The sequence below is a fragment of the Variovorax sp. PBL-E5 genome (assembly GCF_901827185.1).
GTDB lineage: Bacteria > Pseudomonadota > Gammaproteobacteria > Burkholderiales > Burkholderiaceae_C > Variovorax.
Genome location: NZ_LR594671.1, coordinates 981,116 through 994,382, shown reverse-complemented (window position 1 = coordinate 994,382; position 13,267 = coordinate 981,116). Strand labels below are relative to the sequence as shown.

The following is a 13,267-nucleotide window of genomic DNA, read 5'->3' as shown; positions in this document are numbered from 1 at the left end:
CACGGCGGATTTCGGGCTCCTACACTCCGCACACCCTACCCGTCACCCATGGCCGAACTCCACGAATTCCTCTACTGCAGCATGCTTGCGCCCGATCAATCCGCCACCGTCGTTGGCCAGATCGTGACCGCGGCACGCGCCCGCAACCTGCAGGACCAGATCACCGGCCTGCTGGTGTTCGACGGCCAGCGCTTCTGTCAGCACTTCGAAGGCCCGTGCGGGGAGGTGCTGTTGCTGATGGACCGGCTCCAGGCCGACCCCCGGCACACGCAATTGCGCGTGGCGTACGAGGGCTCCCTGACGAAGCGCCGCTACGAGCGCTTCGAAATGGGCCTCGCGGAAGTCGAGACGATCGGTGACGACATGGGCGGCATCCACGAACTTGACGGCGTCGAGGCCCTCGAACGCTTTCTCGCCCTGCGCTCGGATCTCGACATTTTCAGCTGAAGAGGCGGGCGCCAGTTCAGGCCGCTTCCGCGGCCGATGCCTCATCCCAGCTGTAGGTCGCGCCGTAGCCGTCCCATGGCTCCATCACGATGCGTTCACCGGCCGCAATCGCCAGCGACTCGCCGGGTGCGAGCACGATGTCCTCGCTGCCGAAGTTCGCGGTGGCGTCGCGGGTGACCCAGACCCGGCCCTGGCGAATGCGCAAGATGCTCGCGCTGGAGGCCTTCAGACTCATGGCATGGCCTGCGGCCAACTGCCATGCGCCGCGACGCACGGCCGGTGGCACGGCCGCGGGGCGGGCAGCCAGGGACTGAAGCGAAGAGGGGGCGTAAGCAGCGGACATGATCAAACTCCTGAGGCGGTTTCTCCGAAGCGCAATAGCGCGCTTCGGGAATGAATGATCGGCCTTCCGCCGTTGGCGGTCCAATGAAAACGCGGTAGCCTACTGATTCCGGTTTCGCATCAATCGTCCGGCCCGAAAGTCACCGCCCATGCAGCATTCCCAGACCCATCTGCGCTCCCGGCCGATCTCGGCCGGCCACCTGCGCGCCTTCGAAGCGGTCGCCCGGCACCTGAACTTCCGCGCCGCATCGGAAGAGATGGCGCTGACGCAGTCCGCCGTCAGCCGGCAGATCCAGGCGCTCGAGGAAGAGGTCGGGGTCGGCCTGTTCCTGCGCCACACCCGTGCGGTCGAACTCACGGGCGCCGGTGCACAGCTGCTGCTTGCCGTCCAGCAGTCGCTGCCGCGCATCGATGGCGCGGTGCGCCAGATCCGACAGAACGCGGGACGCAAGAGCGTGTCGCTCACCACCTTCGCCTCGTTCGCATCCATGTGGCTGATCCCGCGGCTCGAGGCCTTCCAGCGCGACAACCCCGAGATCGATATCCGCATCGATGCCAGCGACGTGGCGCTCGACATGGGCATGGCCGACGTCGACCTCGCGCTGCGCTACGGCCCGCGCGAAAACATGCCGGCCGGCTCGCTGCGCCTCTTCGGCGAAACCATCACGCCGGTGGCGAGCCCCTGGCTCATCAAGAGCAACCCGGCCATCAAGGCGCCGCAGGACATTGCACGCTTCACGCTGATCGAGGCCGGCGACGCCCATCGAAGCCATCTCGAATGGCTCACCTGGCGCCGCTGGTTCGAGGTCAACGAGCTGCAGCGCGCGCAGCCGCGGCGCTGGCTCTATTTCAACTACGCCTACCAGATGGTCCAGGCTGCACTCACCGGCCAGGGCGTGGTGCTGGCACGCAGCTCCCTGATCGCCGAGAGCCTGGCCAACGGCGACCTGATCGAAGTCCTGCCGCACCACCGCATGGACTCGCCCATGGCCTACTGGCTCATCGTCGGCCCGCGCAGCGCGCCTCGCCCCGAGATCCAGGCCTTCTGCGAATGGCTGCAGGCGCAAGCCGCCACCACACGCGAAACCATCGGCGAAATTCCCGACCCCGACACCATCGACCAGTTGGACTGACTCGACACCGCGACGGCTCCAGTTCCAGGGGCACCGCGGATCCGGCTTCGCCGGTCCGCCGGTGTCGCCCCCGGCAGGGGGTTGGCGAAGCGACACGAAGTGCGCGAAGCCTGGGGGCGAGTCAAGTGATTGGCCAGACGACCCCGTTGTCGTTGAGGATCGCGTCCAATGGCATGTCGTGCGCTTCCGGTTCGAACTCGTCGAGGAATCCGTTCGTGAAGCCAAGGCCCACGGTGAACGGCCGCGGCTCCAGCGCCGCCAGTGTTCGATCGTAGAAGCCCCCCCCGTAGCCGAGCCGGTATCCGCCCGCGCTATAGCCCAGGCAGGGCACGAACAGCAGCGTCGGCACGATCAGCTCGGTGTCCTTGGGCTTCGGGATGTCGTAGGCATCGTTCTCCATCGGGCAGCCCGGATACCAGGAATGGAAGGTCAGCGTCTTGTGCAGCCGGTCGACGACAGGCAAACCGATGCGCCGCCGATGCGGCTCGTCGAGCAGTTCGCCGTCTTCCTTCCAGCGATGCAGTGCCGGCAGCGGATCGAATTCACCCTTGATCGGCCAGTAGGCGCCGATCACGGTGTCCGGGCGCCCGACCAGCCAGATGCGCATCACGCGCTGCAGCAGATCGGCGCGCGCGAGGCGGTCGGGCATGGAAAGACGCTGTTCAATCAGTGCCGCACGCAGCTGACCCTTGAGAAAGTTGGCAGTTGCCGAGGTGTCGGCACCCTTTGACTTGTCCATAATCCCCCGATGCAGTTCGCAAGCATTTTGGCACTCGCACGCAATCGCCCGCGCGCTTCCTTTTCCACCCTGTTCCTTTCATTGGTCCTGACGACCGCAACGCTGCTACAGCCGGCCTGCGCGCAGAACCCCGACGACGACGCGCTGCTGCAGATGAAGCAGGCCTTCCAGCGCGGCGACAAGGCGCGCCTCACCGCCCTGCTGCCGCTCACGCGCGGCAGCGTGCTCGAGCCCTGGGCCGCCTACTGGGAGCTCAAGGCGCGCCTGCAGGATGCGAGCGCGCAGGAGGTGCAGGACTTCCTCACGCGCTACGCCGGCACCTACCAGGAGGACCGCCTGCGCAACGACTGGCTGCTGCTCGTCGGCCAGCGTCGCGACTGGGATGCCTTCGCCACCTTCCATGCCGGCTTTCGCATGAACGACGACCCGCAGGTGCGCTGCTACGCGATCCTGGTCGACTCGCTGCGCACCGGCACCGCATCGCAAGCCCAGGCCGATGAAGTGCGGCGCGACTGGTTCGGCCAGCGCGATCTCGACGACGGCTGCCTCACCGCGGCCGACCGCATGATCGGCGCGCGCCTGATGTCGCCCTCCGACGCCTGGAAGAAGGCGCGCCTGGCCATCGAGGCCAACCGTCCGCAGGCCGCGCGCGCCGCGGTGCTGCTCGTCGCGCCCGATGCCATCCCGCTGTTCGACGAAATGAACGCCAGCCTCGCCAAGTTCCTGCTCGGCCGTGCCTTCGTCGCCGCCAAGTCGCGCAAGGAGCTGGTGGTGCTCGCGCTCATCAAGATGGCGGTCACCGATCCGGACATGGCAGCCTCGCAGCTCGACAGCAAGTGGGGCCCGATGCTGGCGCCCGAGGAGCGCAACTGGCTCTGGGGCGCGATCGGCCGGCAGGCGGCCGTCAAGCTCTCGCCGCTGGCCGGCAGCTACTTCGCGAACGTCACGAAGAACACCGAGCTTTCCGACGACATGCTGGGCTGGAAGGCGCGCGCCGCGCTGCGTAGCGGCAACTGGAAGGACGTGAACACCGCCATCACGGCCATGAGCGAGACCACGCAGCGGGACCCGACCTGGGCCTACTGGAAGGGACGCGCACTCGTTGCGATGGGTGGCGACGAGCGCCGCGCCCAGGCCCGCGCTCTGTATGAAAGCATCGCCGGCACGCGCGGGTTCTATGAACTGCTCGCGCTCGAGGAACTGGGCCAGCGTGCCGCCGTGCCGACCCGCCCCGCCCCGCTCACGGCCGAAGAAAAGGATGCGGCGCGCAACAACCCGGCGCTGAACCGCGCGCTCTATGCGATCTCGATCGGCCTGCGTCCCGAAGGCACGCGCGAGTGGAACTACACGACCAACCTGCACGACAAGGGCGGCATGGGCGACCGCGAGCTGCTCGCCGCGGCCGACTTCGCCTGCCAGCGCGAGGTCTGGGACCGCTGCATCAACACCAGCGAGCGCACCAAGGGCGTGATCGACGTCGACCAGCGCTATCCCATGCCCTTCCACGACACGGTGCTGCGCAAGAGCCAGGAAATCGGCCTCGATCCGGCCTATGTGTACGGCCTGATCCGCCAGGAAAGCCGCTTCATCATGGACGCCCGCTCCGGCGTCGGCGCCTCCGGGCTGATGCAGGTGATGCCCGCCACCGCGCGCTGGACCGCGCGCAAGATCGGCCTGCCCGACTTCACGCCCGGCCAGCTCAACGACCGCGAGACCAACATCACGATCGGCACCAACTACCTCAAGCTCGCGCTCGACGATTTCGACGGCTCGATGGCGCTGGCCGCCGCGGCCTACAACGCCGGCCCCGGCCGGCCGCGCGCCTGGCGCAACGGGCCGGTGCTCGACGCGGCGATCTGGGCCGAGAACATCCCCTTCAGCGAAACCCGCGACTACGTCAAGAAGGTGCTCGCCAACACCACCAACTATGCCGCGCTGATCAGCGGCAGGCCGCAGTCGCTCAAGGATCGGCTCGGTGTCGTCGGGCCGCGCGACGCAGCCGCAGTCGATCCGGTCAAGGACCTGCCCTGATTCCGGTGCCGGCGCGTCGCCGGGCATCAATGACGCGGCATTTGCACATCAATCGCGCTGCGCCGCGTCGGTAGCATCGAAGTCCTTTCAACACATTCAGGAGGACAACGATGACCCAGCTCTATATCGGCAACAAGAACTACTCGTCCTGGTCCATGCGACCCTGGGTGCTCATGAAGCAGGCCGGCATCGACTTCGAGGAGGTCCTGGTGCGCTTCGATTCCTTCGAGGCCGGGTCGCAGTTCAAGCAGCTCGTTCTTTCGATCAATCCGGCCGGGTGCGTGCCGGTGCTGAAGGACGGCGACGTGATGGTGTACGACACCCTCGCGATCTGCGAGTACCTCGCCGAAACGCATCCCGACAAGAAGCTCTGGCCCGACGACAAGGCGCAGCGCGCCCACGCGCGCAGCATCTGTGCCGAGATGCATGCCGGCTTCGTCGAGATGCGTACCCATTGCGGCATGAACATCGAAGCCGATCTTTCAGCGCAGGGCCGGCTGATCCTGCGCGACCAGCCCGGCGTGCGCGCCGACCTCGACCGCATCGTGCAGATGTGGAGCGGCCTGCTCGCGGCACACGGCGGACCGATGCTGTTCGGCGAGTTCGGCATCGCGGACGCCTACTACGCACCGATCGGCGCCCGCATCAAGACGTATGGCCTGCCGGTGCCAGCCGCGATCTGCGCCTACATCGATCGCGTGCAGGCGCTGCCCGGCGTCAAGGCATGGCTCGACGACGCGCTGGCCGAGAAGGACTTCCTCGTCTTCGAGGAACCGTACCGGCTCGGACGCTGAAGCAAACGGCCCGCGGGGCTAGACTCCCGCCCCATGCAAACCTACCTCGTCGGCGGCGCGATCCGCGATGCGCTGCTCGGCCAGCCCGGCAGCGACCGCGACTGGGTCGTGGTCGGCGCCACGCCCGAGCAGATGGCTGCGCGCGGCTTCCTGCCGGTGGGGCGTGATTTCCCGGTGTTCCTGCATCCCGAAACGCGCGAGGAATACGCGCTGGCGCGCACCGAACGCAAGAGCGCGCCGGGCTATCGCGGCTTCGTCATCCATGCGGCGCCGGACGTGACGCTCGCGCAGGACCTGGCGCGGCGCGACCTCACGATCAACGCGATCGCGCTGCCCGCGGAGAAGGTCCGCGATGGCGAAGGCCTGGCGCCGCAGCACGACGACCTGATCGATCCCTTCCACGGCCAGCGCGACCTGCAGCGCAGGCAATTGCGCCACGTGACCGATGCCTTCCGCGAAGACCCGGTGCGCATCCTGCGCGTGGCGCGCTTCGCAGCCCGCTTCGACGACTTCGGTGTCGCGCCCGAAACCATGGCGTTGATGCGCGAGATGGTCGCCGCCGGCGAAGCCGACGCGCTGGTGCCCGAGCGCGTGTGGCAGGAGCTGGCGCGCGGCCTGATGGAAGCCAAGCCGTCGCGCATGTTCGAGTTGCTGCGCGAATGCGGTGCGCTCGCGGTGCTGCTGCCCGAGGTCGACCGCCTGTGGGGCGTGCCGCAACGCGCGGAGTACCACCCCGAGGTCGACACCGGCGTGCATCTGATGATGGTGCTCGACATGGCCGCGAGGCTCGAGGCGCCGATGCCCGTGCGCTTCGCCTGCCTGGTGCACGACCTCGGCAAGGGCACGACGCCGGCCGACATCCTGCCGCGCCACCACGGCCATGAACAGCGCAGCGCCGACCTGCTGCGCGCGGTCTGCGATCGCTGGCGCGTGCCGGTCGAGGTGCGCGAGTTGGCAGACGTGGTGGCCCGCGAGCACGGCAATATCCATCGCAGCGGCGAGCTCAAGGCCGCGGCCTTGCTGCGGCTGCTCGAACGCTGCGACGCGATCCGCAAGCCCGAGCGCTTCGACCAGGCCCTGCTGGCCTGCGAATGCGACGCGCGCGGGCGCCTGGGCTTCGAGGACAGCGCCTACCCGCAGCGCGAACGACTGATAGCCGCCCTCCGCGCCGCACAGTCGGTCGACACCGAACCCGTCGCCCGCGCGGCGCTGCGGGCGGGCCAGACCGGTCCGAAGATCGGCGAGGCGATAGCGCGCGCCCGCGTGGCTGCCATCGCGGCAGCCCTCGGGGCAGCCCCTTCGTGAAACACCGCGGAACCGGCTCAGCCGGGCCGCCGGTGTTGCCCCCGGGAAGGGGTTGGCGAAGCGACACGCAGTGCGCGCAGCCTGGGGGCGAGCCACGACTCGCGGTTTTGGCCGACGTGCCGTACCGTGCAGCTCTGCTATGGTTTCCTCTTCATGCAAAAGCCCCCTCGCCTGACGCGCGACACCGCGCTCTTCCTCGACTTCGACGGCACGCTGGTCGCGATCGCCGAGACGCCCGAGGCGATCGAGGTGCCCGCCGCGATGGTGCCGCTGCTCGGCGATCTGCGCGACCTGCTGGGCGGCGCGCTCGCGGTCGTCTCGGGCCGCCAGATCGACGCGATCGACCGTTTTCTCGCGCCCTTGCGGCTGCCGGCGGCCGGCGAGCACGGCGTGCAGCGCCGCGATGCCCAGGGCCATATGCAGGAACAGCGCGCGCCCGATCTCTTGCGGGTGCTCGACGCGGCCAACGAGCTCGCGCGCGTCTACGAAGGCCTGCTGGTCGAACGCAAGCACGCGGCGATCGCGCTGCACTACCGGCTCGCGCCACAGCTCGAAGCCGTGTGCCGCGACGCCATGCTGCGCGTGATCGACGGCCAGCCGCAGCTGGAGCTGATGCACGGCAAGTTCGTCTTCGAGGTCAAGCCCGCAGGCATCAACAAGGGCATCGCGATCGATGCCTTCATGCACGAGGCGCCCTTCGCCGGCCGGGTGCCGGTCTTCGCCGGCGACGACACCACCGACGAGCACGGCTTCGCGATCGTGCAGCCGCGCGGCGGTGTGGCGATCAAGGTCGGCTCCGGCCCCAGCCAGGCGCTGCACCGCCTCGACTCGCCGCGCGAAGTGTTCGAATGGCTGGTCGCCGCGCGGGATCTGCTCGCCGCACCGGCGCCGCGGGACTCGGCGACCTAGGAACCACAACACCATGAGCCGTCTGGTCGTCATCTCCAATCGCATCGCCGATCCGCGCAAGCCCGCGGCCGGCGGTCTGGCCGTCGCGCTCGGCGAGAGCCTGCAGCAGACCGGCGGCCTGTGGTTCGGCTGGAGCGGCGCCGTCATCGAGGACGGACCGACCGGCGAAGGCGAACTGCACGTGCAGCAGGCCGGCAAGGTCGCGCTCGCGACCCTGGACCTGTGCCGCGAGGACCACGACAGCTACTACCTCGGCTACAGCAACGACGTGCTGTGGCCGGTGTTCCACGACCGGCTCGACCTCGCGAACTTCGATGCCGGCTTCATCGGCGGCTACCGCCGCGTGAACCAGCTGTTCGCGCGCAAGCTGCTGCCGCTGCTCAAGCCCGACGACATCATCTGGGTGCACGACTACCACCTGATCCCGCTCGCGGCCGAGCTGCGCGCGATGGGCTGCCGGCAGCGCATCGGCTTCTTCCTGCACATTCCGCTGCCGCCGCACATCATCATGGCCGCCATTCCGCAGCACGAGTGGCTGATGCGCTCGCTGTTCGCCTACGACCTGATCGGCTTCCAGGCGCGGCAGGACGTGCAGCACTTCGAGCAGTACGTGCGCAACGAGGCCAACGGCGAGTTCATGGGGCGCGACCTCTACCGCGCCTATGGCCAGACAGTGCGCTGCAGCGCCTTCCCGATCGGCATCGACGTCGACGAGTTCGCCGCGCTCACGCATGCCAAGGAATCGCGCGACATGTACGAGACCATGAAGCGCGAATACTCCAGCCGCCGGCTGCTGCTGGGCATCGACCGGCTCGACTATTCCAAGGGCATCCCGAACCGGGTGCGATCCTTTCGCGAGCTGCTGGCCAACTATCCGGAGAACCGCCGCAGCGCAACGCTGATCCAGATCGCCTCGCCCACGCGCGAGACGGTCGACGCCTACGGCGACATCCGGCGCGAGCTCGAGTCGCTGTGCGGCGCGATCAACGGCGACTACGGCGAGCTCGACTGGATGCCGGTGCGCTACATCCACCGCATGGTGGCGCGCAAGCGCGTGCCGGGCCTGTGCCGGGCAGCCGCCGTCGGCCTCGTGACGCCGCTGCGCGACGGCATGAACCTGGTGGCCAAGGAGTACATCGCGGCGCAGGACCCGGCCGATCCCGGCGTGCTGGTGCTGTCGCGCTTCGCCGGCGCGGCCGAGCAGCTCAAGGAAGCGCTGCTGGTCAATCCCTACGACACGCACGGCACCGCCGAGACCGTGCAGCAGGCGCTGCAGATGCCGCTCGAGGAACGGCGCGAGCGCCATCAGAAGCTGTTGGCGCGCATCCGCGAGCACGACGTGCACTGGTGGCGCAAGACCTTTCTCGATGCGCTGCGCGAGGCGGCCAGCGAACGCTAGTTTCGGCGCCGATCTGGCGTCAGTCGAGCAGCGCCAGCGCGGCGTAGTCGCCGACCTTGTCGCCCAGGCCGGCCGGAACCAGCTGAACGCCGCGCGTCAACGGCACCAGCTTGCCGTCGATCTGCGCCTGCAGGTGCGGCAGCAGGACATCGCGGTTGTTCCAGAACACGCTGCCGCCGAGGCTGATGCGCTGCAGGTCGAGCGTGGCGATCAGGTTGTAAAGCATGCGGCCCATCACGCGGCACAGTTCATCGACGCGCTGGTGCGCGGCCGCCTCGCCGGCCGCGGCCGCCTTGAAGAGTTCTTCGGCCGGACGCGCGAAGCGGCGTGCGATCGCGTTGCCCGCGATCAGCGACTCGACGTCGCCGAGGTTGCCGCAGCCGCACAGCGCATGGTCGTCGTCGTCGACCACGAAGCTGTGGCCCGCGTGGCCCGCATTGCCGTTCTTGCCGCGCAGGATCCGGCCGCCGACGCACAGGCCGACGCCGACGCCGGTGCTCCAGGTCACGTAGGCGCAATGGTCCAGGCCTTTCAACGCGCCCCAGCGGCGCTCGGCTTCCAGCGCGGCGACGCCATCGTTCTCGACCCGCACGCGGCCGAAGCGCGCGGCCAGCGGCGCCTCCAGCAACGCCGTCATCCACTGGTTCGGCAACCCGCGCGCCGGGCCGGCCGCGCCGCCGCAGATGTTGGGCGCGGCAAGCTCGACCTTGCCGTCGCGCAGTTCGAAGGGACCGCAGGACGACACGCCGACGGCATCGATGATCGCGGCGTCGATGCCCTGCGCGGCGCAGACCTCATCGATCAGCCGAAGGATCTGCAGCGCGAGCGCGTCGTTGTTGCCGGTCTTGGCGGTGGGCTCGCTGCGGCGGCCGATCAGCGGCGACGCGCTGTCCGTGGAAAGGCTCACGGCGACCTTGGTGCCGCCGACGTCTACACAGGCTCTCATCGAATCAAATCCATCGTGCGACCAAGGCCGCGATCATGCTGAGCACCACGGTGCTGGCGATCGGCAGTTGCCATTCGCGCCCGAAGGCGCGGAACTCGAAGTCGCCGGGCAGGCGCCCGAAGCCCAGGCGCCGCAGCCAGGGCGTGAGGCCGCTCACGAGCAGCAGCGCCAGGACGACGACGATCAGCCAGCGAATCATCGGTGCAGTTTAGGCCCCGAGCAGTGCCAGCGCCTGCTGGTGGAGTTCGGGCGTCGCCGCGGCGATCACGCGCCCGTCCGACGCAAGGCCGAGCGGCTGGCCCTTCCAGTCGGTGATCACGCCGCCGGCGGCCTCGATCAGCCCGGCCGGGCCCATGTAGTCGTAGGGCTTGAGGCCGCTCTCGACCACCAGGTCGATGGTGCCGCCCGCAAGCTGCGCATAACCATAGCAATCGCCGCCGAAGCGGCGCATGGCGCAGCGGCGGCTCAGCGTGTCGAAGGCCTGCCAGTCGGCGGCCTCGAAGATGTCGGGCGAGGTGGTGACGATGCGCGCCTCGGCGAGCGTCTTGCAGCCGCTCGCATGCACCGCCTGGCCGTTGCGCTCTGCGCCGGCACCGGCCTGGCCGACCCAGCGCTCGCGCAGCACCGGCATGTCGATCATGCCGAGCGTGATGCGCCCGTCCTCCAGCACGCCGATCAACGTGCCCCATAGCGGCGAGCCGGTGATGAAGCTGCGCGTGCCGTCGATCGGGTCGAGCACCCAGATGCGTCCGGCATCGAGCCGCTCGAGGCCATGCTCCTCGCCGTAGATGCCGTCGATCGGCAGCTCGGCGCCGAGGATGTCGCGCATCGCCGTCTCGGCCGCGCGGTCGGCCCGCGTGACCGGGCTCTCGTCGGCCTTGGTGATGACTTCCAGCTGCGTGCGGAACAGGGCAAGCGACTCGACCGCGGCAGCGTCGGCGAGCGAATGGGCGATGCCCAGCAGGTCTTCGGGGGATGAACTCATGATCGATGACGGTGCGGCCAAAAACTCCGATTAAACCCGAGGCCGGTTTGACATGCTGCACGGGTCCCTCCTAGCATCGGACCACTCCCCGGAAAGGATTGGCATGCGGCGATTTCGCTGGCTTCGATGGGCGCTCCTCGCGCTGTGGCTCGGTGCCGCTTCGGTGTCGCAGGCGACGCCTTCGGAGCAGGAGAACAAGGTCATCACCGCGTTGATCGAAAGGGTCGGCCGGATGAAGACGATGAAGTTCATGCGCAACGGCGACGAACATTCATCCACCGAGGCCGCCGAGCACATGCAGGCGAAGTACGCGTACTTCAAGGAGAAGATCGTCACGGCGGAGGACTTCATCGAGCGCTGCGCCACGCGCTCCGAGCTCACGGGCCGGCCCTACACGGTCAAGCTCGCCGACGGCCAGGAGCACGAGGCCAACGCCTTCCTGCGGCGCGAGCTGCGCGCGGTGCGGCAGGAAATGCGCTAGCGCTGCTGGCCCCAGCGTCGCACGGTGAGCCGCTCCAGGCTCGCGAAGCCGAGGTTTTCGACCAAAAGGCCGATCAGCACCACCATCGCGAGGCCCGCGAACACGCGATCGGTGTAGAGCTCGTTGCGGTTCTGGAAGATGTACCAGCCCAGCCCGCCCTGCCCGGACGAAGCGCCGAACACGAGCTCGGCCGCGATCAGCGTGCGCCATGCGAAGGCCCAGCCGATCTTGAGCCCCGAGAGGATCGAAGGCAGCGCGGCCGGCACGAGGATCTGCAGCACATAGCGCAGGCCCCGCAGTCCGTAATTGCGCCCGGCCATGCGAAGCGTGTCGGGCACGCCCTGGAAGCCGGCATAGGTGTTGAGCGCCAGCGGCCACAGCACCGAATGGATCAGCACGAAGACCAGACTGCCGCGGCCGAGGCCGAACCACAACAGCGCCAGCGGCAGCAGCGCGATGGCGGGCAGCGGATTGAACATCGAGGTCAGCGTGTCCAGCAGATCGCGTCCGAGCCGCGTCGACACGGCCAGCGTGGTCAGCGCGAAGGCCAGCACCACGCCCGCGAGATAGCCCTGCACCAGCACCGCCAGCGAAATGCGCACCTTGTCGAGCAGTTCGCCGCTGGCCACGCCGCGGACCAGCGCGGCCACGGTGGCCGAGAAGGTCGGCAGCAGCAGGTCGTTGTCCTGCCAGCGGGCCGCCAGCTCCCACAGCAGCGCGAGCACGCAGAGGATCAGGCTCTTGCGCAGCCAGCCCTGCGCCCACAGGCGCGAAGCCGCGGGCAGCGCGCGCTCGACCGGCACCTCGGCGAAGGGCTCGAGCACCCGTTCGTATTCGGGACGCAGAGGCGGATCGATGGTCGTCATGCGGCGGCCGCCTCCCGAGCGGCTTCTTCGAAGAGCAGCCGATGGATCCGCTGCGCCGCGGCCTGGAACTCGGCGCCGCCGAGGCTGCCCTGGGTGAAGGCATGGCTGTTGATTTCCGCACGCATGCGGCCCGGGTGCGGCGACAGCAGCGCGACCCGGTTGCCGACCAGCAAGGCTTCTTCGATCGAATGCGTGACGAACAGCAGCGTGAAGCGGACCTCGTCCCACAGCGCGAGCAGCTCGTCCTGCATCCTGCGGCGCGTGAGCGCGTCGAGCGCAGCGAAAGGCTCGTCCATCAGCAGCACGCGCGGCTGCATGGCCAGCGCACGCGCAATCGCGACGCGCTGCTTCATGCCGCCCGAGAGCTGGTGCGGATGCACGTCCGCGAATCTCGCGAGGCCGACCTTGTCGAGGTAGTGCAGCGCGCGCTCCTCGGCTTCGCGCCGGCCGAGCACGCCGGATGCGCGCAGCGGGAACACGACGTTCTGCCGGACCGTCTTCCACGGCGGCAGCTGATCGAACTCCTGGAACACGACGATGCGATCCGGCCCGGGCTCGGCCACGCGCCGGCCGTCGAGCCGGATCTCGCCTTCGACCGGATGGACGAAGCCGCCGACCGCCTTCAGCAGCGTCGACTTGCCGCAACCGGAGGGGCCGAGCAGCACGAAGCGGTCGGCTTCGTGCACGTCGAAGCTCACGCGGTGGGTCGCGCGCACCACGCGCTCGGGCGTGCGGTATTCGAGGCTCACGCCATCGACCTGCAGCAGCGCGCTACCCGCGGCGGGCGCAAGCGCGCGTGCATCATGAGCCCGGCTCTGCCGGTCCACCGGTGCAGTCTCCTTCAGGAACGCGGTGGGTGGCCACACGAAGCGGGCCAGTCGCGACGACAT

At 68.8% G+C, this 13,267-nt stretch carries 15 protein-coding genes; 8 read left to right on the top strand and 7 right to left on the bottom strand.

Translation table 11 applies throughout. The features are described from left to right. The first annotated feature begins 48 nt into the window (after positions 1-48). Positions 49-447 carry a BLUF domain-containing protein gene (locus WDLP6_RS04805; RefSeq protein ID WP_162591429.1) on the top strand — a complete coding sequence of 133 codons (399 nt, stop codon included), beginning with the start codon at positions 49-51 and terminating at the stop codon, positions 445-447. A 16-nt stretch (positions 448-463) separates the two neighbouring features. Here the strand turns inward: WDLP6_RS04805 and WDLP6_RS04800 are convergent, their stop codons facing one another. Beyond that, complete coding sequence (locus WDLP6_RS04800; protein ID WP_162591428.1) at positions 464-790, bottom strand: DUF2917 domain-containing protein; 327 nt, start codon at positions 788-790, stop codon at positions 464-466. A gap of 148 nt (positions 791-938) precedes the next feature. Here WDLP6_RS04800 and WDLP6_RS04795 point away from each other — a divergent pair, with 148 nt between their 5' ends. Beyond that, positions 939-1,922 (top strand): LysR substrate-binding domain-containing protein, encoded by a 984-nt coding sequence (locus WDLP6_RS04795; RefSeq protein ID WP_162566032.1) that lies wholly within the window; start codon positions 939-941, stop codon positions 1,920-1,922. Positions 1,923-2,043: 121 nt separating this feature from the next. On the opposite strand, the gene WDLP6_RS04790 is transcribed toward WDLP6_RS04795, so the two are convergent. Beyond that, on the bottom strand, positions 2,044-2,661 hold the full coding sequence (locus WDLP6_RS04790) for a 5-formyltetrahydrofolate cyclo-ligase (protein WP_162591427.1): 618 nt from the start codon (positions 2,659-2,661) through the stop codon (positions 2,044-2,046). Positions 2,662-2,670: 9 nt separating this feature from the next. On the opposite strand from WDLP6_RS04790, the gene WDLP6_RS04785 reads away from it, so the two are divergent. From WDLP6_RS04785 to otsA, 5 genes are all read left to right on the top strand, one after another. Continuing rightward, on the top strand, positions 2,671-4,692 hold the full coding sequence (locus WDLP6_RS04785) for a lytic transglycosylase domain-containing protein (protein WP_162591426.1): 2,022 nt from the start codon (positions 2,671-2,673) through the stop codon (positions 4,690-4,692). 110 nt (positions 4,693-4,802) lie between these two features. Continuing rightward, entirely contained in the window at positions 4,803-5,486 is a 684-nt protein-coding gene (locus tag WDLP6_RS04780) for a glutathione S-transferase family protein (RefSeq protein ID WP_162591425.1), read from the top strand. A 33-nt stretch (positions 5,487-5,519) separates the two neighbouring features. Next, entirely contained in the window at positions 5,520-6,791 is a 1,272-nt protein-coding gene (locus tag WDLP6_RS04775; RefSeq protein ID WP_162591424.1) for a multifunctional CCA addition/repair protein, read from the top strand. A gap of 153 nt (positions 6,792-6,944) precedes the next feature. Then, the gene (gene otsB, locus WDLP6_RS04770) at positions 6,945-7,700 is read left to right on the top strand and encodes a trehalose-phosphatase (RefSeq protein ID WP_162591423.1); all 756 of its coding nucleotides are present in this window, start codon (positions 6,945-6,947) and stop codon (positions 7,698-7,700) included. Between the two features lie 13 nt (positions 7,701-7,713). Beyond that, entirely contained in the window at positions 7,714-9,099 is a 1,386-nt protein-coding gene (gene otsA, locus WDLP6_RS04765; RefSeq protein ID WP_162591422.1) for an alpha,alpha-trehalose-phosphate synthase (UDP-forming), read from the top strand. A gap of 19 nt (positions 9,100-9,118) precedes the next feature. On the opposite strand, the gene WDLP6_RS04760 is transcribed toward otsA, so the two are convergent. Genes WDLP6_RS04760 through hisN form a run of 3 tightly spaced genes read right to left on the bottom strand, consistent with a single transcriptional unit; the run spans position 9,119 to position 11,030 of the window. Next, a complete protein-coding gene (locus tag WDLP6_RS04760; RefSeq protein WP_162591421.1) occupies positions 9,119-10,045 on the bottom strand; it encodes an ROK family protein in 927 nt (308 codons plus the stop codon). Between the two features lie 4 nt (positions 10,046-10,049). Continuing rightward, positions 10,050-10,244: a DUF2905 domain-containing protein gene (locus WDLP6_RS04755; RefSeq protein WP_162566024.1), complete on the bottom strand. Its 195-nt coding sequence runs from the start codon at positions 10,242-10,244 to the stop codon at positions 10,050-10,052. A gap of 9 nt (positions 10,245-10,253) precedes the next feature. Further along, positions 10,254-11,030, bottom strand: a complete 777-nt coding sequence (gene hisN / locus WDLP6_RS04750; protein WP_162591420.1) for a histidinol-phosphatase — start codon at positions 11,028-11,030, stop codon at positions 10,254-10,256. Between the two features lie 103 nt (positions 11,031-11,133). On the opposite strand from hisN, the gene WDLP6_RS04745 reads away from it, so the two are divergent. Then, the gene (locus WDLP6_RS04745; RefSeq protein WP_162566022.1) at positions 11,134-11,511 is read left to right on the top strand and encodes a DUF5329 family protein; all 378 of its coding nucleotides are present in this window, start codon (positions 11,134-11,136) and stop codon (positions 11,509-11,511) included. Here the strand turns inward: WDLP6_RS04745 and WDLP6_RS04740 are convergent. Continuing rightward, positions 11,508-12,377, bottom strand: coding sequence for an ABC transporter permease (locus tag WDLP6_RS04740; RefSeq protein ID WP_162591419.1), 870 nt, complete (start codon positions 12,375-12,377; stop codon positions 11,508-11,510). The two genes, WDLP6_RS04745 and WDLP6_RS04740, sit on opposite strands and share 4 nt — an antisense overlap. Then, positions 12,374-13,267 (bottom strand): ABC transporter ATP-binding protein, encoded by an 894-nt coding sequence (locus tag WDLP6_RS04735; RefSeq protein WP_162591418.1) that lies wholly within the window; start codon positions 13,265-13,267, stop codon positions 12,374-12,376. Before WDLP6_RS04735 ends, WDLP6_RS04740 begins: the two co-directional genes overlap by 4 nt.

What these genes read in the sequence shown, in the direction of transcription:
- WDLP6_RS04795 (WP_162566032.1), top strand. Translation starts at nt 939, where the DNA reads ATGCAGCATTCCCAGACCCATCTGCGCTCCCGGCCGATCTCGGCCGGC.
- WDLP6_RS04805 (WP_162591429.1), top strand. Translation starts at nt 49, where the DNA reads ATGGCCGAACTCCACGAATTCCTCTACTGCAGCATGCTTGCGCCCGAT.
- WDLP6_RS04790 (WP_162591427.1), bottom strand. Translation starts at nt 2,661, where the DNA reads ATGGACAAGTCAAAGGGTGCCGACACCTCGGCAACTGCCAACTTTCTC.
- hisN (WP_162591420.1), bottom strand. Translation starts at nt 11,030, where the DNA reads ATGAGTTCATCCCCCGAAGACCTGCTGGGCATCGCCCATTCGCTCGCC.
- otsA (WP_162591422.1), top strand. Translation starts at nt 7,714, where the DNA reads ATGAGCCGTCTGGTCGTCATCTCCAATCGCATCGCCGATCCGCGCAAG.
- WDLP6_RS04785 (WP_162591426.1), top strand. Translation starts at nt 2,671, where the DNA reads ATGCAGTTCGCAAGCATTTTGGCACTCGCACGCAATCGCCCGCGCGCT.
- WDLP6_RS04775 (WP_162591424.1), top strand. Translation starts at nt 5,520, where the DNA reads ATGCAAACCTACCTCGTCGGCGGCGCGATCCGCGATGCGCTGCTCGGC.
- WDLP6_RS04800 (WP_162591428.1), bottom strand. Translation starts at nt 790, where the DNA reads ATGTCCGCTGCTTACGCCCCCTCTTCGCTTCAGTCCCTGGCTGCCCGC.
- WDLP6_RS04745 (WP_162566022.1), top strand. Translation starts at nt 11,134, where the DNA reads ATGCGGCGATTTCGCTGGCTTCGATGGGCGCTCCTCGCGCTGTGGCTC.
- WDLP6_RS04755 (WP_162566024.1), bottom strand. Translation starts at nt 10,244, where the DNA reads ATGATTCGCTGGCTGATCGTCGTCGTCCTGGCGCTGCTGCTCGTGAGC.
- WDLP6_RS04735 (WP_162591418.1), bottom strand. Translation starts at nt 13,267, where the DNA reads ATGTCGTCGCGACTGGCCCGCTTCGTGTGGCCACCCACCGCGTTCCTG.
- otsB (WP_162591423.1), top strand. Translation starts at nt 6,945, where the DNA reads ATGCAAAAGCCCCCTCGCCTGACGCGCGACACCGCGCTCTTCCTCGAC.
- WDLP6_RS04760 (WP_162591421.1), bottom strand. Translation starts at nt 10,045, where the DNA reads ATGAGAGCCTGTGTAGACGTCGGCGGCACCAAGGTCGCCGTGAGCCTT.
- WDLP6_RS04780 (WP_162591425.1), top strand. Translation starts at nt 4,803, where the DNA reads ATGACCCAGCTCTATATCGGCAACAAGAACTACTCGTCCTGGTCCATG.
- WDLP6_RS04740 (WP_162591419.1), bottom strand. Translation starts at nt 12,377, where the DNA reads ATGACGACCATCGATCCGCCTCTGCGTCCCGAATACGAACGGGTGCTC.